The sequence below is a fragment of the Sunxiuqinia sp. genome (genome assembly GCF_055140945.1).
Map to the genome: position 1 here is coordinate 37,113 of NZ_JBSQYS010000013.1, position 25,403 is coordinate 62,515.

Below are 25,403 nucleotides of genomic sequence, written 5' to 3' on the forward strand. Positions count from 1 at the left end.
CATCCTATGAAAAAACTTTTATTCATTAGTTTCGCGCTACTGATTTCCCTTTCGGCTTCTTCGCAACAATACGACCAGGCTGTTGGTATTCGCGGAGGCTATTCATCAGGTTTTGAATACCGGGCATTTGCCAATGAGTACGTGTCGTACAAAGCGTTATTGAGCACCCGAAAACATGGAATACAATTGACTGGGCTGAAAGAGTTTCACCAATACGGATTGTTCGATTTCTCCAATGATGTTGTCTTTATCTACGGATTTGGAGCTCATGTTGGATACGAAAAGTGGAATGCCTACGATCCGGATGACGTGTTATACCAGCCTTATTATTACGAAAAAAAGACAGGACCGGTAGCCGGGCTGGATGGATTAGTAGCCGTAGAATACACCTTGATGGATGTTCCGCTCACATTTGGGATTGAAGCAAAACCTTTTTTCAACCTGTTTGGAAAAAATTTCTTCCAACTCCACCCCTTTGATTTTGCCTTTACCATCAAATACATCTTTTAAATAACAATTAAACAACAGACAATGAACAAACTAATTATACTTTTCAGCATGATTTTAATTGCCGAAATGGCTATTGCGCAGAACTACACCCGCTATGAGGATGAGGATGAAATTCAAACCATTTTTTCGAAAAGAAGATCAAATGGCGGATATGGTGCAATCAGCGTTTCGTATACCGAAATCGATCATAAAGACGCTATTATAATGGGGGCGCGTGGCGCGTGGATTATCAACCACTCACTTGCCATCGGGCTGGGTGGTTACGGCTTTGTAAACGACATTAACTACGACAATGTATTCGATAATAATTTGGACTACAACTTAGCAGGCGGCTATGGCGGTTTATTTATTGAGCCCATTCTCGGATCGAAACTACCGGTACATCTATCATTTCCGGTATTATTCGGATTGGGAGGAATTGCCTATGTGGAGCATCATAACAACTGGGATTACTGGTGGTCGACCAACGACCGAAGCGATGTGTACTGGGTATTTGAACCTGCTGTGGAATTGGAGTTCAATATCATGCGGCACTTTCGAATGGCAGCCACTGCAAGCTATCGATTTACATCAGCTATTAACATGCGATATACCGACCCGGAGATTCTGGAGGGTTTAACTGCAGGATTGGTATTTAAATTCGGGAAGTTCTAGTCCGCTTTTACCAATATCAGTTGAAAGGTTATCGAAGAGTCGATGGCCTTTTTTATTGATCAAATGTTATAAACTCACGATTTTCAGAAAATATTCCGGTTCTCGGGAATAACCACAGCCATTTGTGTTTACATTTGTCGCTTCAAATTTAAATCCGGTTCATTTTATGAAGTATTTGTTTCATCCCAAACTTTATAGTGTATTGAAGCAAGGGTACAGTAAACAACAATTTTCGAAAGATCTTTTTGCTGGAATTATTGTAGGAATTGTGGCACTTCCACTTGCCATTGCTTTTGCAGTGGCATCAGGCGTATCGCCCGAAAAAGGATTGATAACAGCCATTGTTGCCGGACTAATTATTTCGGCTCTTGGTGGAAGCCGGGTACAAATTGGTGGCCCTACAGGAGCATTTATTGTCATTGTTTTTGGCATTCTGCAAACCCATGGGCTCGATGGTCTGATGATTTCAACAATGATGGCGGGCATCATCCTCATTTTGTTTGGATTGTTGCGACTGGGTTCTTTGCTCAAGTTTATTCCCCACCCTCTTGTGGTTGGTTTTACCAGTGGTATTGCATTGGTGATTTTCACAACTCAGATAAAAGATGCGCTAGGATTGACCATTGATAAACTGCCCGCTGAGTTCATTCCGAAATGGACAACTTACTTCACCCATCTTGAACTTGCGAATCCGTGGGCAATTGGCCTAACTACTTCAACAATACTCATTACCATTTTCTTTAAAAAAGTAACCACAAAAATACCCGGCTCATTTGTCGCCATCATTCTAATTACTGCCTTGGTTCAGTTTTTTGAATTGCCGGTTTCAAGCATCGAAACTGTTTTTGGTGACATCCCCAAAACGATAAAGCTATCGTTTCCAGCTATTGAGCTGACTCAGTTAAGCAACTACCTGGCTCCCGCGCTTACCATTGCTTTGCTTGGAGGAATTGAATCCTTGCTCTCGGCCGTTGTCTCTGACGGTATGATTGGTGGCAACCACCGTTCCAATACCGAATTAATTGCACAGGGAATTGCCAATGTAATTACGCCGATCTTTGGTGGCATTCCGGCCACTGGCGCCATTGCTCGTACGGCAACAAACGTTAAAAATGGAGGGCGCACTCCCATTGCAGGCATAGTGCATGCCATCACTCTTTTACTGATCATGCTATTTGTGGGTCAGTGGGCTAAGCTTATTCCGATGTCTTGTCTGGCAGGAATCCTGATTGTTGTTGCCTACAACATGAGCGAATGGCGATCGTTTGTCTCTATTCTGAAAGGATCCGGCTTCGACATTCTGATTCTACTGGTCACCTTTTTTCTGACCGTTTTAGTCGATTTGACTTATGCCATTGAAGTGGGTATCGTACTTTCGGCTCTCTTATTCATGAAAAGAATGGCAGATGCAGGAACGCAGACTTCCAATGAAATAGACAGCGACGTACTGGAGAATTACGGTTCACTCCCCGACGGATTGGCCATTTACGAGATCAGTGGCCCCTTCTTTTTTGCATCAGCCAAGCAGTATTGCTCCACCTTGAAAACGACCGGACAAAAATCGAAGGTACTGATCATTCGAATGCGCCACGTGCCATTTATTGATTCTACAGGCATTCACAATTTAAAGGATGTTATTAAGGAGTTGCACCAAGCTCATACTGTTGTAATACTCTCCGGCGTTCGTTCCGAAGTATTAAAAGAACTCAAGCAAAATAAAATCGTTGAATTACTTGACCGCGGCCTGATCTTGTCAAGCTTCGATTTAGCCTTACAAAAAGCGAATGAATTCTTTGAAAAACAATAGCAAAAAAAGCAACGACCAATATAGACTTCACTTAACAACGTTTGAAAGAGGAAGACAAATTTCCTGTAAACGAAGCGTTAAAAATCCTTTAAATTAAGGCATTCCCTTCAACAATATGAACAGGGCGTTGTTCTGAATCAAAAAAGTACGATGCCAGTAAATATACCAGAAACAGGAAAAAAACGAGTTGTTATTATCGGTGCTGGATTTGCCGGACTAAAACTTGCCCGGAAGCTCTATAAAAATGACTTTCAAATCGTGTTGGTTGATCGAAATAATTATCATCAGTTTCAACCCTTGTTTTACCAGGTGGCTACTTCCGGGCTGGAACCCAGTTCAATCTCGTTTCCCCTTCGAAAAGTTTTTCAGAAAATAAAAAATGTACATATCCGGATTGCTAACGTTGAACGTATTCGTACAGAAGAAAAGATCATCGAAACCTCGCTGGGAACCATGTGGTACGATTTTTTGGTAATCGCAACCGGAGCTACAACCAATTTCTTCGGTAATAAATGCTTTGAAGAAAATGGTGTTCCCATGAAATCGGTATCAGAAGCATTGTATTTGCGTAACCGCATTTTGCTGAACTTTGAAAAAGCAGTCACCATTCGTGATCCTAAAGAACTGAAGCAGTTACTAAGTGTGTTGGTTGTTGGCGGTGGCCCAACTGGCGTTGAGGTATGCGGAGCTCTGGCGGAAATGAAAAAATACATCCTGCCCAAAGATTATCCTGATCTGGATTTCAGCTCAATGGAGATCTCATTGATTGAAGCAAGTCCCCAGCTACTTGGCGGTATGAGTAAAGAGTCGGGCGCAAAAGCAAAAAAATACCTCGAAGATTTAGGCATTAAAGTAATGCTTTCGCATAGAGTCGTTAACTACGATGGGCAAACCGTTGAACTGAAAGATCATGAAAATTTCCAGACAGAAACTCTTATTTGGGCTGCCGGAGTTCAAGGGCAAATGCCGGAAGGAATTGAGGCCAACAAGCTTGTTCGGGGCAATCGAATAAAAGTAGACCGTTATAATCAGGTTGAAGGAATGGAAAATGTTTTCGCAATTGGCGACATTGCCTACATGGAGACCGAAAAGTATGCCAAGGGTCATCCGCAGGTTGCGCAGGTTGCGTTGCAGCAAGCAACGACCTTGTCAAAAAATCTGATCAACAAACAAGAATCAAAAAATTGGATAAAGTTCGAATACAAGGACAAAGGTTCGATGGCTACAATCGGACGTAATCGTGCAGTAGTTGATTTACCCTTCTTTCGGTTCAGCGGATCTTTGGCTTGGCTCACCTGGATGTTCGTTCACCTGATGTCGATTGTAGGAGTAAAAAACCGCTTGGTAATCTTCGTCAACTGGCTGTGGAAATACTTCACCTTCGACCAATCGCTGCGGTTGATCCTGAGAGCTTCATCCGAGAAACCAAATCGTCGTTAACTATCTTGCTTTAAATCAATATAAAACGAGGTTCCACCTTTGCGTGTCGACGTAAAGCCTACATTTCCTTTTAGGTACCGTTCGCCAAGTAATTTCATACTATAAGTGCCAGCTCCCCGGTTTTTTCCTTTAGTTGAATACGACCGTTGGAAAATTTGCAGTTGAATTTCCCGGGGAATATAGGTATTGTTATGAACGCTAAAACGAACGAACCCATTTTTATCTTCAGCTTTCAAGCCAATGCGTTCACCTTCCTCTATTGCTTCCATCGCATTCTTCATCATATTGACAAGCACCCGGATAAGGATCGTACGATCCGTTTTAATAATCTCAGAGTTAGTCTCGTCTACAAGGTCAATCTTTCTATTCCGGGCAACATCATTGAATCGAATTTGGCCAGCTAACTCATTCAATAAATTTTGAATATTAACTTCCTTAAGCTCAACCTCTAATTCTCCTGCTTCAGCTCTCAACATTTGCTGCTGCCCCTTAATCTCATCAACAATTTGGCCGGATAACAAGCGTGCAATATCCAAGTACTCCTCCTTCTCCTTATCTTCCAGCATAGGAAGAACTTCCAGCACGCCACTCAGTCCGCCAGCAATATTTAACACATCATGAAAAAATATTCGCTCCAATAAAGCTTTTCGTTTTGTTTCAGTCACATCTTTGATAGAAACAATCAGGTACTCTTTGTCAAAATGAATTGGAGTGGCTGTTATCTCAAAATCAAACTGCTGAGAGAGCCGTTCTTTTTTCGAAACTATCCGGCACTCGCGCACAATCTTCTCTTTTGTCTCCCAGGCATCATCAAATGAAGTTTTGGCTCCACAGTACTCACATTTTTCAGTTGTACCGCAACCGCCTGTACTATTCACCGCATTCACGCACTTAAAAACCTCTCCGGGGCGTATACCTATAATCTGTTTTTCCAGATCGAGGTTGTATTTCTCAAGCATGTTTTCGTTAGAAAAAACGACTTGATTATAGTGATTTAAAATGCACACAATTGAAGACATTGAGGCCAATAAATCTCTGATATACTCTACTTTACTAATCTCAACCTGACTTTTCAGAACTTGTTGAAGTGTCTCCCGGTAAGCTAATCTATTCTTTTCTTTCATATACAAACAAGCCTAAAAATCACGACAAGATACTAAAATTGCAATGATTTGTGGGCTTCTTCAAAAAAAAATGGAATCATTATAAACTAGAGACTTATGTACAGTATTACATCATTTAGCTCCTTCACAAACGATCTTTTCAACCTCCTCCGGATTGATTGGAATGCGATCTCCAATCAACTCGGCCCCATCGTTGGTAATCAATAAATCGTCTTCCAACCGAATGCCTCCAAAACTGGCATATTCCTCTAGTCGCTGGAAATTGATGAAATCAGCATTTACTTTTTCTGATTTCCATTTTTCGATTAAGGCTGGAATAAAATAAATACCCGGCTCATTGGTGATCACAAATCCTTCCTGTAGTCGACGCCCAAGGCGCAAAGCCGAAGTTCCAAATTGATTCACCGGTCTGATTTCATCGTCGTAACCAACATGAATTTGTCCGAGATCCTCCATATCATGTACGTCAAGTCCCATCATGTGACCAAGCCCGTGTGGCATAAACAAAGCATGAGCTCCCGCCTGAACGGCCTCATCAACATCTCCTTTCATTATTCCAAGCTGTTTTAGTCCATTAGCAATCACTTTGGCCACCTCAAGATGAATTGACAAATAACTGACACCCGGTTTTGACAACCCAGTTGCGCGATTATTTGCCGCTAAAACAAGCTCATAAATTTCGCGTTGTTTTTGGCTAAACTTACCGCCAACAGGAGACGTTCTTGTAAAGTCAGAAGCATAGTAATTACCGGTTTGCGATCCGGCATCAACCAACAAAAGTCTGCCTTCGTCCAGTATATTGGAATGAACGTGATTGTGCAGGGTTTGCCCGTTTTGTGATAGAATAATCGGAAAAGAAGGAGGATTTCCATTCGACAATGAGATTCCCTCAATAACTCCGGCTATATTCTGTTCCCACACCCCGGGGTGTGCCATTTTCATTGCAGCCACATGCATCTCGTAACCGCCAGCGGCAGCGTTTTTAAGCTCTTCAATTTCAAGCTCATCTTTTACCGAGCGTAAATCAACAATCGCTTTAATCAGTTCCAATGATGCCTTTTTTTGTAAATGACCAATTGAAACTCCGGTTAATTCGTGCAATAATAATTTATTATCGCCCCGGTAGGGCGGTGTAAAATGAATTTTTCGTCCTCTGGAAATAGCTTCCTGAACACTATCGAATAGCTTCTTAAAAGGCATGGCCTTTTTTACACCTACGTGCACAGCTTTCTCTTGCATGCTATCCTGCGGCCCCATCCAAATAATATCGTCCATTGTAAAATCATCTCCAAACAGCATTTCTTCTCCCGATTCCACATCGATTAAACCTACTAATCCCGGAAAATCTAAGCCGAAGAAATATATAAAATTACTATCCTGACGAAAATGATAGGTGTTGTCCGGATAATTCATGGAAGCTTCGTTATTTCCCAACAACAAGACAATTCCATCTTTTACCTTTGTTTTCAGCTTCTTCCTTCTTTCTATATAGACCTCGCGATTAAACATGATTACAAGTTTTTGGTTGAAATGTGAAGATATAAACTTAAACAGTCTGTTCTCATGATATTTTACACCTTAAACGCATAAAGTACAAAAAAGCAACTGAATTAATTAATATCGATAAACATATAACTGAAAGTAAACCCAGAACGTAAAAGAAAATAATCGGTAAAATTGATCAATAATGGAAAATTCGCTACTTAATTACATGAATAAGCGCTTTGGAGATACATCAAACCCAAAAGCCAAACTCACGCCCAATGCTGGACCGGTAATTACAATTTCGAGGCAGGCTGGCTGTGGTGGCCTGTACATCGCGCAAATGCTTGCCGAGTCTATGGATGACTTCGGCCTTTGCAAAGAATGGCAGGTAATCAGCAAAGAAATTCTTCAAAAAAGCGCACAGGAATTGGAGCTTTCTCCGAATAAAGTCGACCGCTTATTTACCACAAAAGAACACAATACCTTCGATGAAGTTCTGGAAGCTTTCAATACAAAAATGTACAAAAGCAATCGCGTTATCCTGAAAACTGTAAAAGAGGTAATTAAAAGCTTTGCGGTTGATGGATGCTGCATTATTCTTGGACGGGGTGGCGAGTTTATTACACGCGACATTGAACAGTCGTTGCATATTCGGCTGGAGGCACCTTTGAAATGGAGAGTTGATAAAATAGCTGCAAAAAGAGCGATCTCACGCGATGAAGCAAATAAACAGATAGCTGAAACAGAAATGAAACGACAAACTTATCGAAAACATTACCTGAACAAAAATCACCCTGTAGAAAATTACGATTTAACCATCAATGTATCGGCTTTTACTCCAAGCAACGTTGTTGAGCTGATTAAAAGATCAGTCGAGCTTAAAGGAATGATGGGAAATACACCATTGACACCCCAATAATTTCAACCGGTAATTTCAGCTGGCAAGCCCTTAGTCTGAACAGGTTTAGACCCATCTGGTTTTGGCAAAAACATATCTTTGTAAGTCAAACCCAATTTCTCTATCATTTCAAGACTATAGTCCAACCTTCCAAAATTAGGAGTAACATTATTGGTTCCGAATGAAAACTTCACCCCGGCATCTTTGGCTTTTTGTAATATCTTTTCTGAAGGTAATTTTAGTCGGCTGTTTATTTCAAGAGCAACATTGTTTTCAACAAGTACTTTCACGATTCGGTCAATGCGCTCGTCGGTCCAAAGCTCATCATATTTGGCCGCTATTTTTTCAGGCAGATAAGTAGGATTGACATAAATATCAATGGGTTCCTTCGAAACAATGGCCTCAATTTTACGAACTAGTTGCTCCATAAAATCTTGCTCATCATCAATAAAAACCTCCTCAGGAATCCACAATCTCATTCGCCTGCCCTTTTTATCTGTCCACGTCATCGCATCGGTAAACACATAATCAAACTCGGCAATCGCTTCAGCCGAAAATAAGGTAACCCACTCACGACCTTCAGCCTGCATTCCTCTGAATATCGGTTTCCCTTTCACTGTGTCCATGTAAGCGTACAACGATTCATCATCGGTAACCGGGAACTTCAACCCACAGTTTGGAGCTATTCCATAATTGATTCCCAGTTTCATCGAGTTTTCAACAGCCTGCTCCACCGTTAATCCCCCTTTTAAGTGCACGTGAAAATCGACAAGCGGAAAATTTGCCATTTGAAGCTTAGTCACCTGAGTATCCCACTCCTTATTAACCGAGGGTTTTAGCTTCTCACCATCAGGAAGTTCTTTCAGTCTAATATTTTTAAAAGATACGGTACTATTCGGATCATGTGCCTGCAATGCAATTTGTCCACGATCAATTACTTTATAGCTGTCATTTTTTACGCGGTACGGATTGTCGGGCTGAATATAATTGACGACTTGCTGCCCATCCACGAATATTTCAACATGATTTTCAACCACCTTAATTCTTAGATCAAACCACTCATTGTCCTTGGCTGATTGGTAGTACACATTTCTAAAGTTGTACAAGCTGCCTGTTTTCCGTAGTTCCGGGCTTTGTTCCGAACCAATATAGCTATTGTTCACTTGAACTTCATACCCCTTTAGCGGCCAACTTTTTTCTTGTTCTTTTGTATGAAAAAATACGCCTGAATTAGAATGAGGTTGTGTTTTCACTTTCAATTTAAGTTCGAAATTTTTAAAAATTCCATGATTTTCACCTCCGCGATAGTAAAGATGAGAGCGTTTCCCATGGCATACCAATTCACGATCGACAACCTTAAAAGACTCCGGATTTTCATGGGCGATCCACCCATCCAGATTTTGTTCGTTGAATAAGGTAATCCAATCGCTTTTGTTTTCGGTTTGACATGAATTAAAAAGGATAGACAGAAAAAGCACGACAAATAATCGGGAATAATTATTCATTAAATTAGGTTTTGTTGGTTGTTCGGTCAAAGATACAAACTCCTAACTTAACCCTGATATTTAAGCGGAGAGTTTTTCCTGTGGATTATCGGCTTTCAATGCTGCAAAAAAGTTGACCACGACAATGAACAAACAGATATATGCAGCCCATGAATACGCGCCCAAGCGAGTAAAGGAAAAACTGAACATTAATGGTCCAAGAGCGCTAAAAAAAACAAGCGCACTCATGGCAAATCCACTAATTGCACCCAAATGTTGACGACCATAAAACCGAGGCCAAACCACAGAGCTCAAGACACTAAAAAGTCCTCCAACAATACCATTTCCAATAATCAGAAATACATATGGAACGCCAGAAGATAGCAGAGCCAGGCTAACCATTGAAATCATCTGACCAACTAAAAAGACCAACAACAAATATTTCATCTTAATATGATCGCTTAACCATCCGCCCGCTAGTGAAATAAAAACAGAAATAACCGAAGTCGGCACAAAAACGGCTAAAGCAATCGTTTTGTCCATTGAGGCCGATTCGAATATGGATACGATATTGAAAGTAAAACCGGTGATGTACAAAGCTTGCATGGAGAGTGCGATAACTAAAACCCAAAAAGGAAATGAACGCTGTGCTTCCTTCAAGGTAAATTGCTTAACTGCTTTATGCTTTATCTTGCTTCGCCGTTCAGCTTGCTCAACACTTTCACCATCCGGTTCCAAACCACAATCTTCAGGATTATCCCTAAAAAAGACAAGCACAACCAAACTAAACCCAAAACCTGCAATTAATGCTAAAAAAATCCATGCCCACCGCCAACTGTAGGTTTCAATAAAATAATCGAACACCAACGGAGAAATGGCAAACCCTACCGAAACAAAGACACTGCTGATGCCATTGACCAAACCACGCTTTCGGTCAAACCATTTCATCATCATATTTCTGGAAAGCATGGTTAAAACTCCCTGACCGGAAAATCGTAATAAAAAGAACCCAAGCATAATGATGAAAAAACTTAGGTAGAACTGGAGATCTCCAATCTGAAAAATGCGCCCCAGGCTATATGCAATCCGATCGACCTGGCTCAAATAGATCAACACGCATCCTAAAGTAATTGTAATAATGCCGCCGAGCCACCGAGCTCCTATTTTATCGTACCATTTCCCAGCCTTTGTTAGCATGAACGAACTGCTGATTGTACCTAAAAGATAAGCCGTACTTAACTGGTTTCGGCTAAGGTTTAAAGCGTCAATCAAATGGTCGGTAAACGTAGAGACGCCCATCGTTTGGCCGGGAATACTCATGATAACCCCCAGCGTTCCCCACAGTATAATGAACCATCCATAAAACACCGGCGATTTTGCAGGGTCAAAAGGGAAATTGTTATGCCGCATTTTATTCATGCTGCAAAGCTATTGGTAATATGGCTGGTCGCTCGTGAAATAAAATTAATGCGAACACTATTCACAATTTCTTAAACAGGTGGGCAATCAATCCAAGACTTTTTCAACAAGGTACTTGTTTCGCTCAGCCGAATTTCGGGAAACTAATTCACCAATAAAACCGGCCAGAAAAAGTTGGGTTCCAATAATCATAGCGGTTAATGCCAGAAAAAAGTAAGGCGTATCGGTTACTTTTGGTGCAGGAACATGGTGTGACAAGGCTATTAATTTATTCACACCTACAACCAACGTCGCAATAAAACCGATTAAAAAAACCAAGGTTCCCAATACACCGAACAAATGCATAGGCTTTTTACTGAACCGTGAAATAAAAATAACAGAAAGCAAATCGAGTGGTCCGCGGATAAAACGTTCAACACCAAATTTCGTCACTCCATATTTGCGTTCCTGATGCTGCACAACTTTTTCACCAATCTTCTTAAATCCAGCCCACTTAGCTAGTATTGGGATATAACGGTGCATTTCTCCGTACACTTCAATCGATTTGATTACCTGTCTGCGATAAGCTTTCAATCCACAATTGAAATCGTGAATTTTAATCCCTGTTGCTCTTCGGGCAATCCAATTATAAAATTTACTGGGTATATTTTTTGACAGAATCGGATCATATCGTTTCTTTTTCCAACCCGAAACCAGATCAAACTTATCCTCGGTAATCATACGGTACATTTCCGGGATTTCCTCCGGGCTGTCTTGCAGGTCAGCATCCATGGTAATCACCACATCGCCTTTTGTTGATTCAAAGCCAGAATACAAAGCCGCAGACTTCCCATAATTCCGTTGAAACTTGATCCCTTTGACGTGGGGATTTGCAGCGTTTAACTCTTCGATTACCTGCCAGGAACGATCAGTACTTCCATCATCAACCAAAATAATCTCGTAAGTAAATTGGTTTGAATCCATTACTTTTTTTATCCAACCTGCCAATTCAGGCAAAGACTCCTCTTCGTTAAATAATGGGATTACAACAGAAATATTCATGGTTTGCTTGTCAATTAGTCTTCAGATTTTACATCTTCCATCGCTTCATCAAAAGCGTTTTCGTCTTCATTTTTCTTAATAAAAATTGAAGTGATCAAAGATATAATAAATCCAATGAGTGCGAAACCAAGCAAGCCTGAGATCATCATGATCGCCGGATTTTGAAACTTAGACATTATTTCGCCGGCCATCTCAATCTGTTCATCTGACATCCCTTGCTGCAGCATGGCCTCTTCCTGAGTAATACGCGCTTGCTCCAAAATACCTGGATCAAGTTTCATCAAAACCAAAGAAAAAACAGAATTCAAAATACCAGCAAAAAGCATAATCGCCACTCCAAACCCCAAGGCTTTGTTGTAATTGATGTAACCATCTAACTCTTTATCCCGGTAATTTAACTGACACCAATAAATACCTCCACCCATAATAACATAGGAAATAAGAGCCAATGTTCCATTAGTGGATTGTCCCATAACGTATAACACGACACTGTACAAGATGAGTGCAGCAGAGAGGTAAATACCATAGGTCATTGCCGACTTCCAGAAAGTTGATTTTTGTTCCATAATAAAAGCTACTCGATTAGTGATTGACAAATATATTGGATTTTTCAGAAGTACAGATGACAATGATGTAGTTTTGTTTGTACATTTTTTTTTGAAGAATGCACCTGATCGATAATTGGTTAGAAAAACCGAGTAAAAAAAAATCCTTCAGAGTGTCGATTTCGTTTGTGGGAAATACATTTTTTTCTACTTTTGTCGCCGGGTAAGTCCTGTGCGACCAGCTCCTGCTGAATCCCCCCAGGGTCGGAAGGCAGCAAGGGTAGGCGGTTGTAGCGGTGCGACACAGGTAGCTTACCCACTTTGCCGAATTAGCTCAGTTGGCCAGAGCACGTGATTTGTAATCTCGGGGTCCTCAGTTCGAATCTGAGATTCGGCTCAATAAAAAGTTCTTGAAAATATTGATGGGGAGATACCAAAGCGGCCAACTGGGGCAGACTGTAACTCTGCTGACTTATGTCTTCGTAGGTTCGAATCCTGCTCTCCCCACAAAATAGTTTTAAGTTTATTGCTTCAGAGTTTCACAACTCAAAAACGGTGTACTCAAAACGAATTGCGGGAGTAGCTCAGCTGATAGAGCATTAGCCTTCCAAGCTAAGGGTCGCGAGTTTGAATCTCGTCTCCCGCTCATTGAAGAGGTTGTCATTTAGTTGGCAACCTCTTTTCATTTTTGAGAGAATCTATCGGGCATCTTTTTTTTCTATCGATGTTTCACAACCAAACAATTCGGCTACTGTTACACTAAATAAATCGACATTTAGTCAATCCAAAAATCACCAAACTTAATCTTTATCAAAAGAGCTGCTTTTTCACAAGTTGTTTCACCAAGCTTGTAAAAAGACTTGCTAAAGCGTGTATAATAAACTGACTTCTAAAAAATGAGAAGTTTGAAATGGGAAAAGATATTAAAATGAGTTTAAGGAAATGAGGAACAAGTAATGAGTAAGCATTTTAAACGAATAATTGAATCTGATCGTCCGGTTTTAGTTAACTTTCACGCTGATTGGTGCGAACCTTGCAAGCAAATCCCCCCTATTTTAAAAAAGGTGAAAAACAACTTCAAAGAAAGCATTCGAATTATCAAGGTAAATGTAGATCAAAATCCTTTTATCGCTTCAGATTACCGGGTTAAGCAAATCCCAACGATTATCCTGTTTAAGAAAGGAAATGTGAAATGGGTCAGCGACGGAATGATTAGTCAATCTGAGTTAACCTCAATTCTCGAGCAACACGTTAATAAGCGCGTTGCATCATCATAATTACATTGCGTTTTTTCTTACCACACCTATCCCTTTTAATTCGCATCACTGCTACTTAAATTTTCTTTAATCGCGTTAAGTTGGTCTTTCGGATAATTCTCGTTGGGTTTTAAACCTAATGCCTTTTGATAATAAAAACGAGCTACGCTATAATTACCGGATGTCATTGCCTGATCTCCATCAGCAATCAACTGCTGATATTCTTCATTATCGGCATTCGCTAACTCCTGTTTTACCAAATCTGAAATCTCATTTAAACGAATTTTAGGATATTGCTCCTCTGGTTTAACCGAAAGTGACTGGTTATAGTAGCCCCTGGAAACGGCATAATGCTTCATGATAAATGCTTCATCCGCCTTGGCGATCAGGTCTTGGTATTTCTTTTCTTCTATTTGCGATAGCAACGAATTGGTCAAGCGCTGAATCTCTTGAATCTGATCTTTTGGATATTGTTCCCATGATTTTACGCCCAGTGCCTTGTAATAATAAAACTTAGCAATATTATATTGTTTTCCGGCAAACGCTTCATCTGCTTTTTTAATGGCACTATCGTAATCTGCCAACTCATTTTTATTCATCGACTGATTGATTTTGTCTGAAATTTCAGACAATCGTTCCTTCGGGTAGGATTCATCTGGTCGCTCGGTCAATGCTTTCTGATAAAAATATTGGGCTATTTTATAATCATCTTGATTATAACTCTCGTCAGCCGATGAAATAAATGAATCATATTGATCACTGGGACTTGACGACACAACCGGAACTCTTTCAACAACGGATTTCTCTTCGGGCTGCACTTGAGGAATCGCCGCTAAAGCCTCCCGTTCGGCAAGCAGTTTCTCAATTAAGACAAGCTGTTCTGTCGGGTATTTCTCGTTTGGTTTAATATCCAGTGCACCTTGGTAATTAACTTTCGCCTCCTCATAGTTTGTCGATCTAAACTCCCTGTCGGCTATATCAATCGCATTTTGGTAGCGTTGATCAATTTCCTGAAGTTGCTTTGCCGTTTCAGCTTGTTGAGCTCTTTTTGCTAACAGCGCATTAATTTCATCAATTCGTTTATCAGGATAGGTTTCTTCCGGCTTAATGGTTTTGGCATTCTCAAAACCTGCTATTGCCATGGTCAGCTGATCGTCCACAAATGCTTCTTCCGCTTTAGCAATTGCGTTCAGATAAGCCTGATCTTTTTGGTTAGCCTCTTGTTCAGCCAATTGAATTTGCGCTAATCGAAAGTCAATCTCTTTAATTTGATCAATCGGATATTGCTCTTGCGGTTTTAAAGCCAACGCTCTGTTGTACTTTGTTTTGGCTTCAACCCAACTTTCTGAACCAAATAATTGGTCGGCTTCCCGAATTGCTTCAGCATAACGGTTTTCAATATCGCCCAACTTATCGTTAATAAACTGTATACGCTCTTTCGGATAAGCCTCCTCCGGCTTATAGGTCAATGCTTCTTCATACCTCACCTGGGCATCATTCCATTCTTCCTGATTGAACAGCTTATCAGCTTCTTTTATGGCCGCAGCATAATTTGCTTCCAACGCCTGCTTTTGTCGCATTTTTTCCTGCACTTGATCAATCCGGGCATTAACAATTGGTGCTTTAGAAGGTAGAATCTCTTTTGCTTTACCAAAACTACTTACTGCGGATTCAAATTGTTCCTCTTCCTCCAATCGCTCGGCATCAGCAAAGGCACGCTCATAAGCAAGTTCTTGCACCCTTTTTAAAGAATCTTGAATTGCTTGTTGTTCCTGTTCTAATTGTGCCTGTTTTTGTTGCTCAATCAAAAGGTCAATCTGTTCAATTCGGTCTTTCGGAAATTGTTCGTCGGCAAAAACATTAAGTGCTTCAACATAAAAACCCCTGGCCTCTATATACTCCTGATCGTCAAATGCAGTTTGAGCATTGGCCAGCGCGGCATCGTACTTTTCTTGTTGGGCTTTCAAAATAGCCTGACGTTGTGCTTCTTCCTCGGCATTCAAACGCGCTAATTCCTCACGCTGAGCAATAATCGTTTTAATTTCGGGAATTCGTTTTTTCGGCAATACTTCTTCCGGCTTAAGTGAAGCCGCTTCTTCATATAATGACAAGGCATTTTGAAGTAGGTCGCTATTAAAAGCATTTTGTGCCTGACGAACCAACTGGGTATATTCCTGATCAATTTCTTTTCGTTTTTGAAGATCGGCAAGTAAGCTGTCAATTTTTGCGATTTGAGCTACCGGATATTCTTCGTCGGGCTTAATCGTACTTGCTTGTTCATACTTTCCTTTGGCCTCAACAAACTGGGAATTATTAAACAACAACTCAGCATCTTTAAGCTTTTCGTTATACTCCTTTTCCATCTTCAGGCGCTGCAACCGATCTTGAGCCAGTTGCTCCAATCGAGTTGTAATCTTTTCAATTTGAGCTAAAGCATACGGATCTTCAGGCTTAACTTTCAGTGCATCGTTGTAAGCGCTTTTTGATTCACTGTATGTTTCATTTTGAAATAGCTGGTCGCCTGAGGCAATCGCCTTCTGGTATGCCTGCTCTTTTTCCTGAGCCACGAGCCTGGCGATCTCAGCAATCTGCTCTTTCGGATAAGTTTCGTCAGGTAATAAACTCAGGGCTTCTTCATAGTCGAACCTAGCGGCTGAATATTCTTTCTGTGCCAGTTTTTGATCAGCTCGCTGAACAGCTTCTTCGTATGCCTTGCGAGTAACCTCTGCCGCGATCCGTTGTCGCTCCAATTCTGCTAAAATTTGATCTATTTCAGTTATCTTTTGCTTCGGATAAGTTTCTCCGGCTTTAATTGTTAAGGCAGCTTGAAATTTTGCTTTGGATGCCTCATATTCTTCGAGAACGAACAGAGAATCTGCGGCCTGAACTGCGGCCTGAAAATCGGCTTCCCTTTTTTTATCCGCGGCAATTTGTTCCAAAATTTCATCAATTTGCGCAATCTGACGTTTCGGATATTCTTCATTTGGAAGGTACTGTTGTGCTTCTTGGTATTTCTCTTTCGCTGACTCGTAATTTTCCCGTTCTGCCAATCTATTCGCCTCTTCAATGGCCTTATTATATGCCGCAGTTAACCGTTCCAACTGGGCAATCAGGCCTTCAATCGCTGCAATTTTTTCTTTCGGATAGCTCTCTTCAGGTTTGATTGACAATGCACTTTGATAAGCTGCTTTGGCTGGCTCATAGTCGTCAAGGTTCAACAAACTATCCCCTCTTTGAACGGCTGTTTCATAATTTCGCTGTCTTTCCCGCTCAAGTGCAGCCAATCTTTCTTGCTCTTCTTTTATTCGCTGATCAATTATCGATAGTTGAGTCTGAGGTAGCGTCTCATTGGGAAGAATCTCCAATGCCTGTTGATACAAAGCTTTTGCTTGCTCCAACTCATTTCTGTCAAAAGCTTGTGCAGCCTCGGCCATTACATCATCATACTGCTGTTTCTTCTGCACCTGAAGGATCATTTCTTCTGTTTGACTAATGCGATCCTTAACCAACTGGTTATTGGTTTTCAAGGCTAAAGCTGCTTTAAAAGCTTCCAAAGCTGAAAGATAATCTTCTCTTGCAAAAGCAGATTCCGCATTAGCCAGGGTTTCTTCAAACTGCTGTTCCAATTGCCTTTCAGCATCAATACGAGCCAACTCGTCGTTAATTTGCTCAATTTGCTGAGTCGGATACGCTTCATCTTTTAATGCCAGGGCTTCGGTATAAAGCGTTTTGGCAAGTTCATATTCTTCGTTTGTTTTGGACGCATCAGCACGTTTTAGCAAATCAGCATACTCATTATCCAGAGCGATACGGGCAAGCTGGCTTTCAACCTCCCCTAGTCTTTCCCTGACCGATGAATCTTCCTGGATCTGCAGCGCCTGTTCGAAAACCTGCTTGGCTTGCTCGTAATTTTTTGCAGCTAAAAGCTGGTCGCCCTGATTGACAAGCTGCTTAAACTGTTCCTGTAAGGCTAACTGCTGGTCGATCTCACTAATTTTTTCTTTGGGATAATCCTGATCAGGAATAAGAGACAAAGCTTCGGTATAAAGCGATTTCGCTAGCGCTAAATTTTCGTCGCGTAAAGCCTGATCAGCATTCACTATTTGTTCGTCATAGCGTTCTTTGGTCTCAATTTGAAGTATTATATTCTCAACCTCTCCGATACGCCCTGCTGCCAGTGAATCGTCTGGTTTATTATTTAATGCCTGACGGAAAGCAACCAAAGCTTCGTTATATCTTTCGCGACGCAAAGCCTTCTCTCCGTCGTCCATATAGCTATTGTACTGCTGCTCTTTTCGTGCTAATTCGGCCAAGCGTAAAACTTCATTGTCGACCTTTTGTATTTGGGCATTGATGTAAGCTGATTCTTCTGGCTTGAGCAGAAGAGCTTGTTGGTAAGATTCTTTTGCCCGATCAAACTCGCCCGTACTAAAAAAGTTTTCAGCATCGGAAATAGCCTGATTGTACTGCAAATCAATTTCGCGTTGCTTGATCATCTCATTCGCTTTCGCTATTTGCCCGAGCGAATAGGAGTCTTCCGGCTTCAGGATCAAAGCTTCATCGTAGGCCGCCTTAGCACGCTCATAAGCTTCCTGTGCCATCAAATTGTCAGCCTGCTCTATTTTGGCATAATATTCTTTGTCAGCCTCGCGGCGGCGTTGTTCGGCGATTTTCAGCGCATTTACTAAATCCTGTAGCTCGGCAATCCGATCACGTGGATATGGCCGTTCAGGAAATAAGCCTTTAGCATTCTGATATTTTGCAAGCGACTCCTCATATTTTCGAGCTTGCATTAAAGCATCAGCTTCTGCTATCGATTGTTTATAATCAGCTTCACGTTGAGCAAGTGCAGCACGTTGCTCTTCGGTAAGCTCTTGTTCTTGCGAACGAGCCGTTTCAGCTTGCTCTTCCAACTGAATATCGGAGAAAAACACTTCAGAATCAAAATTATCGATATTGGCATTGTAAAACACCCGCCCGGCCGCCTTATTAGTAAAACTTTTATCGACACCAGGAATTTCCTTTACCAGCGAAACCTCAATCTGAAAAGGAGGAAAATCGCTGTTTTCATCTAAAACCTCTTGCGGAACATGCGTTGAAACAACAATCGTCTTTTTATAATAGCCATCCTTAGAAAAGGTCACATCAAATTGGTTATTGTATTCAAATTCAAATCGAAAACGACCGCTCTTAGGTGGGGTAAAAAGCTGTTGCTCAATACCATTTTTAGTTATCCGAACCTGAATATCGTCATTATTGCCATCATCAGTACTTAAACGGCCGGTAACAACAAAAAAGTCGTCTGATTTTGCAAATACCTCCTGCGAAAGCACAACTGTTGACAATAGTAAAAAAGTATAAATGAAAAATTTATTCAATTTGATCCGCATAGTTTTTAATTCCTGAGTCACACCACCTATTTCTTAACGTTAATTCAGCCCTTTCAAAGATGTGACTTTTGTAACAAATCTGGAAATAATCCTCCAATATTAGTATATATCCCCCAAAGAGGCCTAAATGTTACCCCAAATTTCACAATTTTATCTTTTATTCCGTTATTTATAACTAATTAATGCCTCCCAATATTGTTTTATGAAAAGTACTCCCAACCTGGCTGAAGCCTTGCTTCCTATTATTTGTTTGATTATTCTACTCACCCTTAATGTATTCATTTTTGAAGATACACTTGCCGGATCGAACCAAATAGCCTTGTTGCTGGCTGCAACTGTTGCGGGTATAATTGTTAGGCGAAACGGACAAAAATGGGAATCGACAAGCAAGCAAGTTGTAAAAACGATTGGGTCTGCCATGCCGGCTATGCTCATACTTCTGCTTATTGGTTCGCTGGCAGGAACCTGGATGGCTAGCGGAATTGTACCCACAATGATCTACTACGGGCTGGATCTTATTAACCCAAAACTTTTTTTATTTACAGCGGTCGTCGTCAGTGGATTAGTTTCCGTTTCAACAGGAAGCTCATGGTCAACGATTGCAACAATTGGAGTGGCTTTGCTGGGAATTGGCAATGCCATTGGAATTGGCAACCCTGTTGTTGCAGGAGCCATTATCTCGGGTGCTTACTTTGGTGATAAAATTTCGCCCCTGAGTGACACGACAAATCTTGCTCCGGCCATGGCTGGAACCGACTTGTTTACCCACATCCGATACATGCTGTGGACCACCGTTCCAACCATGCTCATTACCCTGATTCTGTTTTTAGTTATTGGGTTTAATTACAATTTTAGCGAAACGGTTTCCGATGTTGAGCAAGTAAAATCAGTCATTGGAGAATCTTTCAACACAACGCCTTGGTTATTTCTAGTGCCAGTTATTCTTTTCGTTATCATTATTCTAAAGGTTCCGCCCATCCCATCGTTAATGATTGGAACTTTGTTAGGCGGAATGGCAGCTGTGGTTTTTCAACCGGCAATTATTCAGGAGATAGCAGGGCAAGGCATTGACTACCCCAAAGCCTCATATATCAGCTTTATGCAATCGATGTTTGGAGAAGTATCCATTTCAACTTCGAATGACAGTGTGAACCGATTGATGCACACCACCGGGATGCGCGGGATGCTCGACACTATTTGGCTGATCCTTTCCGCCATGGTTTTTGGAGGAATTATGGAAGCCGGCGGACTGCTTTCTCGAATTACCCGCCCAATTATGAAGATGGCCAAATCGACCGGTTCTTTGGTGGCATCAACTGCCGGGACTTGCTTGTTTTTTAATGCAACAGCATCAGACCAATATATTTCGATTGTTGTGCCCGGGCGAATGTACCGAAAAGCTTTTGAAGATAAAGGCTTGAAACCCGAAGTGCTTAGCCGAACGCTTGAAGATGCCGGAACGGTCACGTCAGTTCTTATCCCTTGGAACACCGGAGGAGCAACACAAGCTCGGATATTGGGTGTCGCCACTTTTGATTATCTCCCTTATTGTTTTTTCAATATTATCAGCCCGTTTATGAGTATTCTGATGGCTTATCTCAATATTAAAATCCGACGATTTGATAAGACTTTTACCAAGCCTAAACCATCGCCAGAAATCAAATGACAAAACATTTTCTATATTTGATTGCGTGCTAACTAATCCGTCTAGTTTATGATTCCAGGAATTGTATTGATTGTTTTGTATTTTGGTCTGCCAATTCTTCTGCTTTATCTGACGCAAATTTCAAAATTATTGAATAAGATTGGAGCAGTAGTTTTGGCCTACATCATCGGATTAGTTGCTGGTAATAGTGGTATTTTACCCAGAGCATCAGTTGCCTTTAAAACAATTCTGGCAGGAAAGACCAGTCTTCCGCAGGAACAGACAAACGAATTATTAGCTCAGGGATTAATTTCTCCCAACGACCTTCTTGCAAACCATGTTGCCGGCATTCAAGATATCATCATCACCATTGTCATTCCGCTGGCTATCCCTCTGCTACTGTTTTCGCTTGATATAAAACAGTGGATCAAGCAAGCTAAAGGCGCACTGCTCTCACTTATTTTGGCCATGGTATCGTTGCTAATTGTAATTTTCGCTGGCTTCTTCCTATTTAAAAATGAAATAGCTGAAGCATGGAAAGTCTCGGGTATGTTGGTTGGAATTTACACCGGAGGCACGCCAAACCTGGCAGCCATCAGCACCGCAGTTGATGTTAGTCCCAACATATTCATTCTGACTCACACCTACGACATGATGCTTGGAGCCATCTGCCTAACCTTTTTAATGACTGCAGCCCAACAAGTATTCAACTTGTTTCTTCCGCGTTTCAAATACTCATCAAAAGAACGTAGTCAAGAAGTTGATGTTAAAGATGAGAGTATGGACAACTATAGCAAAATGCTGACTAAAAATGGAGTAATGCATTTGCTCAAAGCATTGGGGCTATCAATTGTAATATTTGCGATATCAGGCGGACTCAGTTTGCTCGTGCCAAAATCAGCTCAAATGGTAACGGTCATTTTATCCATCACAACGCTGGGACTTATTTTCAGCTCCATAAAAATTGTCAACCACCTTAAGAAAACCTTTCAGCTTGGGATGTACTTTATTATTGTGTTTTCGCTGGTAGTAGCAAGTATGGGCGATTTGAGCAGCATGTTTCAGATCGATTTCTTGTATCTCTTCCTGTTTGTTACAATGGCTGTTTTTGGATCTATGATTATCCATGTTTTCTTGTCGTGGATCTTTAAAGTGGACTCCGACACGACCATAATTACCATCACAGCCCTCACCTATTCTCCCCCATTTGTGCCGGTTGTTGCCGGAGCTTTAAAAAACAAAGAGATCATTATTTCCGGCCTGACGGTTGGTATTCTGGGCTATGCCTTTGGAAATTATATTGGTGTTGCCATCGCTTACTTTCTGAGTGGATTTTGATATTTTGACGCCTTCGTCGGTACAACTACGACATTGATTATCCGTGAGTTTTCCTAAGGTCGTGTTAAGTCATTCGATGGTCATTTAGGCGGTCATTAAGTTGTCATCAAACCAATGACAAGGAATGACAACACTTGACGACATGAAGAACTATATCGGTAAATGTGCAGACATTCATATTATTAAAAGAGATAATTCAGTCCCATGTAGAATCCGGAATCGCCATCCCGTTCATCTGCAGCTATCCCATAATCCAGTGCAATGATAAAGTTTTGATTCATGGCAATTCGCAAACCTGCGCCATAGGAAATATGCATCTGTTCAGCATGATCTTCAAAATAATCAGCATATCGAATCGATGACATCTCGGGAGAAAGAGGATTGACAAATTCAATCTTATCGGTTACCTGGCCAAAATCGACAAACCCATTTAGGCCGAGGTAGAAATTATTATTTAGAAGTTGAAAACGGGCAAACTTCCAACGTAATTCAACATTTGCGAGAAGGACACCGTCACCAACCACTCGGTTTCTTCGTATTCCGCGAAGCGTTTTTGAGCCGCCCAGCCCTTCGGATGTAGCTCCTTTCATAACAGAAGTGATTACCTGCGACTGATAATAAAAAGGCACATTGCCCGATAAGGTTGTTTGCCAGGCTATCCGATAAGCCAGGGATAAATCATCCGGAATAATTGTAAAATACTGACGATGCGTTAAACTCAATTTTGAAAAAGAACTTTCAGCTCCCAAAATATTTGGCGATACCAACAATACGGCTTCAGCCCAAATGCCTTTCATCGGATTGGGCTTATTATCGCGGGTATCCCAAACCAAACCACCTTTAAAAGTTGGCACAAAACCGCCATCAGCTTCCTCCTCTTTTATAATGCCCCAATCAATATAGTGTTCATACAAGCCGGGCACATCAGGCAAAACATCAGAACCACTTTTCCCTTCATTTAATTTTTCCAGTTTGACCTTGTCAATCTTAAAATTCAGGAAATTAAAACCGGCGATCCAACGAAACCGCCCGGTGGCTATTTTCCCCTGCAAGTCAATTTTCCAGCGAAATAATTTACGGTCGTATTTATAAAACATTCGTGTTCTGTAGTCTGCAGCATCTTCATCAATCCAATTTCTATTGAAGACGGCATCGTAACCGTTAAATCCATAAAAATCATAAGTCTGATCGGTTAAATAACTCAGGTCCATTGACGTTTGAACATCCTTTATTAATTGGTCAGAATCATAATAAAACCGATACACGCCGCTGCCTTTGGTGTAACGCGATACTTCAAGATAAAGAGAATGCTCGTAGTTTGGATAGCGGCTGCCATCGCCATAATCGAATAAATTAACAAAAGCCCCGTACTGAAAACCCAAATCGTTATCGAAAGTAATTGCCGGCAATGCTCCAAAGTTCCATCCGCTTTTTATTGATTGTTCATTTTCTTCGCTCTGAGGAAAAACCGATATGCTAATTAAAAGAAGCAGAAAGAGAATTTGATATGATTTCATTTCAGTATAATTGTTCGTGCTAAACGAAAATACCTCTTTTTTAGCTAAACCTACTATTATTGAAATCGGCTTCGATAAATTATTTTGAAGACATACTTCGGTTAAATGATGGATTTCTTATTTTTACACTTTGATCGTGCACAACTTAACTTTTGCAATCTAAAAGACAATGACTCAATTTTCCAGGATAGATTCTGATTCTGAAGTTCCAAAATACAAACAGGTGGAAGAGCTTATCATTTCAGATATTGAAGCTGGAATATTCAAACATGGTCAACGTATCCCATCCATCAACGAAACAAGTGAAGAACTGCTGCTCTCCAGAGATACGGTGGAAAAAGCTTACGTTCATCTTAAAAAAAAGGGAGTTTTATTAGCCGTCAGAGGCAAAGGCTACTACGTGAATAAAACAACAGTAAGCCGGAAACTTAAGATTGCCCTGATTTTCAACAAACTGAGTAACTACAAAAGGAGTTTATATTCGTCATTTGTAAATACAATTGGAGCTAAAGGCAGTGTGGATGTGTTCATATACAATTATGATATCGCAGAGTTTGAAAACATTATCAACAATAACCTCAGCAATTACGACTACTTTGTTATCCTGCCACATTTCAGAAATGAACAGGCTAATGTTAGCCAGGTCATCAAAACAATTCCGAAGGAAAAAGTTTTAATTATTGACAAAAATCTGGATGAATTAAAAAACTATCCGGTAGTTTATCAGGAGTACGACAAAGATATTTTGAATGCTTTGGGTGAAGCAATTGATCTATTAAAGAAATACAAAAAGCTGAATCTTGTTTTCCCTAAGAATGAATATTATTCGCAATTCATTAGTCGGGGATTTACAATCTTCAGTCAAATTCATAATTTTAATTGCCAAATTTTCGACTCGCTGGAACACAAAGACATTAAGCAAAACGAAGCTTACATTCTGATTTCGGATAATGATTTGTTTGAGCTTTTAAAATTTATCAAACCCAAGAATTGGATTGCCGGAAAAGATATTGGCATCCTCTCGTACAACGAAAGTCCGGTAAAAGAGTTGCTGAGTGACGGCATCTCAACCATTTCAACCAATCACAACCAAATTGGACAGCTCGCTGCTGAAATGATTCTCAGCCAGAATTTCCGTCGAATCAAAAGTCCTTTCGATTTCATTCGTAGGAATTCCCTCTAATTCGAACTATTTTTGTCCAAAAATTGGCTATAACAATTGAATCCAGTATATTCAAAGCACTTTAATATTAACAACAGAAAGCATAAGTATGTCTGAAAATCTAATTCACATATTGGTTGCCGAAGACGAGGAGTTTAATTTCTTGTATCTTGTCGAATCTCTCAGCGAATTTAACATTAAACTGTATCGAGCCAAAGATGGCTTGAGTGCTGTGAAAATGTGTCAGGAAAATCCGAATTTCGATCAGGTGCTCATGGATATTCGCATGCCGGTAATGGACGGCTACACAGCAACGAATGAAATTAAAAAGTTTCGTCCCAACCTGCCAATCATAGCGCAAACAGCTTATGCCATGGAATCGGACAAAAGAAAGGCTTTTGAAGAAGGTTGTGACGACTATATTTCAAAACCAATCCGGAGACAGGATTTGATTGACATTATAGCCAAATACGCTCCGGAAAGATGTCCGCTAAAAATTGTGACTCAATCAAGTTCCTAGTAAGAATTAAGATAAACGATTAATAGTGAAATAAAAAGCCTGATGGGATACAACATAATTGTTTTCATCAGGCTTTCATTATTATGGATATGGCATCTCGTGCCTCTTTATCAGTCTTTCGGCAACCAGACTTTCATTTTGTTCGCACCACGGTTATTCCACGCATAA

The 25,403-nt window shown here is 40.7% G+C and carries 18 protein-coding genes, 3 tRNA genes and 1 other RNA gene; 14 read left to right on the forward strand and 8 right to left on the reverse strand.

From position 1 onward, the window contains the following. Window positions 1–6 precede the first annotated feature (6 nt). The 4 genes from ACTB00_RS08145 (at window position 7) to ACTB00_RS08160 (ending at window position 4,411) form a co-directional block, all read left to right on the forward strand. Window positions 7–510: a hypothetical protein gene (locus ACTB00_RS08145; RefSeq protein ID WP_463299419.1), complete on the forward strand. Its 504-nt coding sequence runs from the start codon at window positions 7–9 to the stop codon at window positions 508–510. 21 nt (window positions 511–531) lie between these two features. Then, window positions 532–1,164, forward strand: a complete 633-nt coding sequence (locus ACTB00_RS08150; RefSeq protein WP_463299420.1) for a hypothetical protein — start codon at window positions 532–534, stop codon at window positions 1,162–1,164. Window positions 1,165–1,330: 166 nt separating this feature from the next. Further along, window positions 1,331–2,971 carry a SulP family inorganic anion transporter gene (locus ACTB00_RS08155; RefSeq protein ID WP_463299421.1) on the forward strand — a complete coding sequence of 547 codons (1,641 nt, stop codon included), beginning with the start codon at window positions 1,331–1,333 and terminating at the stop codon, window positions 2,969–2,971. A gap of 150 nt (window positions 2,972–3,121) precedes the next feature. After that, window positions 3,122–4,411: an NAD(P)/FAD-dependent oxidoreductase gene (locus tag ACTB00_RS08160; protein ID WP_463299422.1), complete on the forward strand. Its 1,290-nt coding sequence runs from the start codon at window positions 3,122–3,124 to the stop codon at window positions 4,409–4,411. Here ACTB00_RS08160 and ACTB00_RS08165 read toward each other — a convergent pair. Both ACTB00_RS08165 and ACTB00_RS08170 read right to left on the reverse strand, forming a co-directional pair. Beyond that, window positions 4,408–5,535, reverse strand: a complete 1,128-nt coding sequence (locus ACTB00_RS08165; RefSeq protein ID WP_463299423.1) for a sensor histidine kinase — start codon at window positions 5,533–5,535, stop codon at window positions 4,408–4,410. The genes ACTB00_RS08160 and ACTB00_RS08165 overlap by 4 nt on opposite strands. A 111-nt stretch (window positions 5,536–5,646) precedes the next feature. Continuing rightward, window positions 5,647–7,044, reverse strand: a complete 1,398-nt coding sequence (locus ACTB00_RS08170; protein ID WP_463299424.1) for an aminopeptidase P family protein — start codon at window positions 7,042–7,044, stop codon at window positions 5,647–5,649. A gap of 178 nt (window positions 7,045–7,222) precedes the next feature. Here ACTB00_RS08170 and ACTB00_RS08175 point away from each other — a divergent pair, with 178 nt between their 5' ends. After that, entirely contained in the window at window positions 7,223–7,939 is a 717-nt protein-coding gene (locus ACTB00_RS08175; protein WP_463299425.1) for a cytidylate kinase-like family protein, read from the forward strand. 2 nt (window positions 7,940–7,941) lie between these two features. Here ACTB00_RS08175 and ACTB00_RS08180 read toward each other — a convergent pair whose 3' ends face one another. The 4 genes from ACTB00_RS08180 to ACTB00_RS08195 form a co-directional block, all read right to left on the reverse strand. Further along, on the reverse strand, window positions 7,942–9,423 hold the full coding sequence (locus tag ACTB00_RS08180) for a 3-keto-alpha-glucoside-1,2-lyase-like domain-containing protein (protein ID WP_463299426.1): 1,482 nt from the start codon (window positions 9,421–9,423) through the stop codon (window positions 7,942–7,944). A 60-nt stretch (window positions 9,424–9,483) separates the two neighbouring features. Then, window positions 9,484–10,821, reverse strand: coding sequence for an MFS transporter (locus ACTB00_RS08185; protein WP_463299427.1), 1,338 nt, complete (start codon window positions 10,819–10,821; stop codon window positions 9,484–9,486). A gap of 87 nt (window positions 10,822–10,908) precedes the next feature. After that, window positions 10,909–11,862 (reverse strand): glycosyltransferase family 2 protein, encoded by a 954-nt coding sequence (locus ACTB00_RS08190; RefSeq protein WP_463299428.1) that lies wholly within the window; start codon window positions 11,860–11,862, stop codon window positions 10,909–10,911. 14 nt (window positions 11,863–11,876) lie between these two features. Continuing rightward, entirely contained in the window at window positions 11,877–12,428 is a 552-nt protein-coding gene (locus ACTB00_RS08195) for a DUF4199 domain-containing protein (protein ID WP_463299429.1), read from the reverse strand. 200 nt (window positions 12,429–12,628) lie between these two features. Between ACTB00_RS08195 and ffs the strand changes: the two genes are divergently transcribed. The 5 genes from ffs to trxA all read left to right on the forward strand — a co-directional run bounded on the left by ffs (window position 12,629) and on the right by trxA (window position 13,684). Further along, window positions 12,629–12,728: signal recognition particle sRNA small type (ffs, locus tag ACTB00_RS08200), an RNA gene on the forward strand. A 2-nt stretch (window positions 12,729–12,730) separates the two neighbouring features. Next, window positions 12,731–12,804: transfer RNA gene (locus ACTB00_RS08205), tRNA-Thr, on the forward strand. A 27-nt stretch (window positions 12,805–12,831) separates the two neighbouring features. Beyond that, window positions 12,832–12,914, forward strand: a tRNA-Tyr gene (locus tag ACTB00_RS08210). Window positions 12,915–12,980: 66 nt separating this feature from the next. Then, window positions 12,981–13,053: transfer RNA gene (locus tag ACTB00_RS08215), tRNA-Gly, on the forward strand. A gap of 310 nt (window positions 13,054–13,363) precedes the next feature. Then, the gene (trxA, locus tag ACTB00_RS08220) at window positions 13,364–13,684 is read left to right on the forward strand and encodes a thioredoxin (protein ID WP_463299430.1); all 321 of its coding nucleotides are present in this window, start codon (window positions 13,364–13,366) and stop codon (window positions 13,682–13,684) included. 35 nt (window positions 13,685–13,719) lie between these two features. Here trxA and ACTB00_RS08225 read toward each other — a convergent pair whose 3' ends face one another. Then, complete coding sequence (locus ACTB00_RS08225) at window positions 13,720–19,041, reverse strand: hypothetical protein (RefSeq protein WP_463299431.1); 5,322 nt, start codon at window positions 19,039–19,041, stop codon at window positions 13,720–13,722. Window positions 19,042–19,255: 214 nt separating this feature from the next. Between ACTB00_RS08225 and nhaC the strand changes: the two genes are divergently transcribed. Beyond that, window positions 19,256–20,719 carry a Na+/H+ antiporter NhaC gene (nhaC, locus tag ACTB00_RS08230; protein WP_463299432.1) on the forward strand — a complete coding sequence of 488 codons (1,464 nt, stop codon included), beginning with the start codon at window positions 19,256–19,258 and terminating at the stop codon, window positions 20,717–20,719. Between the two features lie 48 nt (window positions 20,720–20,767). After that, window positions 20,768–22,036, forward strand: coding sequence for a DUF819 family protein (locus ACTB00_RS08235; protein WP_463299433.1), 1,269 nt, complete (start codon window positions 20,768–20,770; stop codon window positions 22,034–22,036). A 182-nt stretch (window positions 22,037–22,218) separates the two neighbouring features. Here the strand turns inward: ACTB00_RS08235 and omp85 are convergent, their stop codons facing one another. Further along, a complete protein-coding gene (gene omp85 / locus ACTB00_RS08240) occupies window positions 22,219–23,553 on the reverse strand; it encodes an Omp85 family outer membrane protein (protein WP_463299434.1) in 1,335 nt (444 codons plus the stop codon). Window positions 23,554–23,722: 169 nt separating this feature from the next. Here omp85 and ACTB00_RS08245 point away from each other — a divergent pair, with 169 nt between their 5' ends. Next, window positions 23,723–24,736, forward strand: a complete 1,014-nt coding sequence (locus tag ACTB00_RS08245) for a GntR family transcriptional regulator (RefSeq protein WP_463299435.1) — start codon at window positions 23,723–23,725, stop codon at window positions 24,734–24,736. Between the two features lie 88 nt (window positions 24,737–24,824). Next, entirely contained in the window at window positions 24,825–25,235 is a 411-nt protein-coding gene (locus ACTB00_RS08250; protein ID WP_463299436.1) for a response regulator, read from the forward strand. Window positions 25,236–25,403: the final 168 nt, after the last annotated feature.

Excerpts from the sequence above, each read along its gene's own strand:
- ACTB00_RS08245 (WP_463299435.1), top strand. The coding sequence starts at position 23,723 with ATGACTCAATTTTCCAGGATAGATTCTGATTCTGAAGTTCCAAAATAC.
- ACTB00_RS08145 (WP_463299419.1), top strand. The coding sequence starts at position 7 with ATGAAAAAACTTTTATTCATTAGTTTCGCGCTACTGATTTCCCTTTCG.
- ACTB00_RS08150 (WP_463299420.1), top strand. The coding sequence starts at position 532 with ATGAACAAACTAATTATACTTTTCAGCATGATTTTAATTGCCGAAATG.
- ACTB00_RS08195 (WP_463299429.1), bottom strand. The coding sequence starts at position 12,428 with ATGGAACAAAAATCAACTTTCTGGAAGTCGGCAATGACCTATGGTATT.
- omp85 (WP_463299434.1), bottom strand. The coding sequence starts at position 23,553 with ATGAAATCATATCAAATTCTCTTTCTGCTTCTTTTAATTAGCATATCG.
- ACTB00_RS08160 (WP_463299422.1), top strand. The coding sequence starts at position 3,122 with ATGCCAGTAAATATACCAGAAACAGGAAAAAAACGAGTTGTTATTATC.
- ACTB00_RS08235 (WP_463299433.1), top strand. The coding sequence starts at position 20,768 with ATGATTCCAGGAATTGTATTGATTGTTTTGTATTTTGGTCTGCCAATT.
- ACTB00_RS08170 (WP_463299424.1), bottom strand. The coding sequence starts at position 7,044 with ATGTTTAATCGCGAGGTCTATATAGAAAGAAGGAAGAAGCTGAAAACA.
- ACTB00_RS08165 (WP_463299423.1), bottom strand. The coding sequence starts at position 5,535 with ATGAAAGAAAAGAATAGATTAGCTTACCGGGAGACACTTCAACAAGTT.
- ACTB00_RS08155 (WP_463299421.1), top strand. The coding sequence starts at position 1,331 with ATGAAGTATTTGTTTCATCCCAAACTTTATAGTGTATTGAAGCAAGGG.
- ACTB00_RS08185 (WP_463299427.1), bottom strand. The coding sequence starts at position 10,821 with ATGAATAAAATGCGGCATAACAATTTCCCTTTTGACCCTGCAAAATCG.
- ACTB00_RS08180 (WP_463299426.1), bottom strand. The coding sequence starts at position 9,423 with ATGAATAATTATTCCCGATTATTTGTCGTGCTTTTTCTGTCTATCCTT.
- ACTB00_RS08190 (WP_463299428.1), bottom strand. The coding sequence starts at position 11,862 with ATGAATATTTCTGTTGTAATCCCATTATTTAACGAAGAGGAGTCTTTG.
- trxA (WP_463299430.1), top strand. The coding sequence starts at position 13,364 with ATGAGTAAGCATTTTAAACGAATAATTGAATCTGATCGTCCGGTTTTA.
- nhaC (WP_463299432.1), top strand. The coding sequence starts at position 19,256 with ATGAAAAGTACTCCCAACCTGGCTGAAGCCTTGCTTCCTATTATTTGT.
- ACTB00_RS08175 (WP_463299425.1), top strand. The coding sequence starts at position 7,223 with ATGGAAAATTCGCTACTTAATTACATGAATAAGCGCTTTGGAGATACA.
- ACTB00_RS08250 (WP_463299436.1), top strand. The coding sequence starts at position 24,825 with ATGTCTGAAAATCTAATTCACATATTGGTTGCCGAAGACGAGGAGTTT.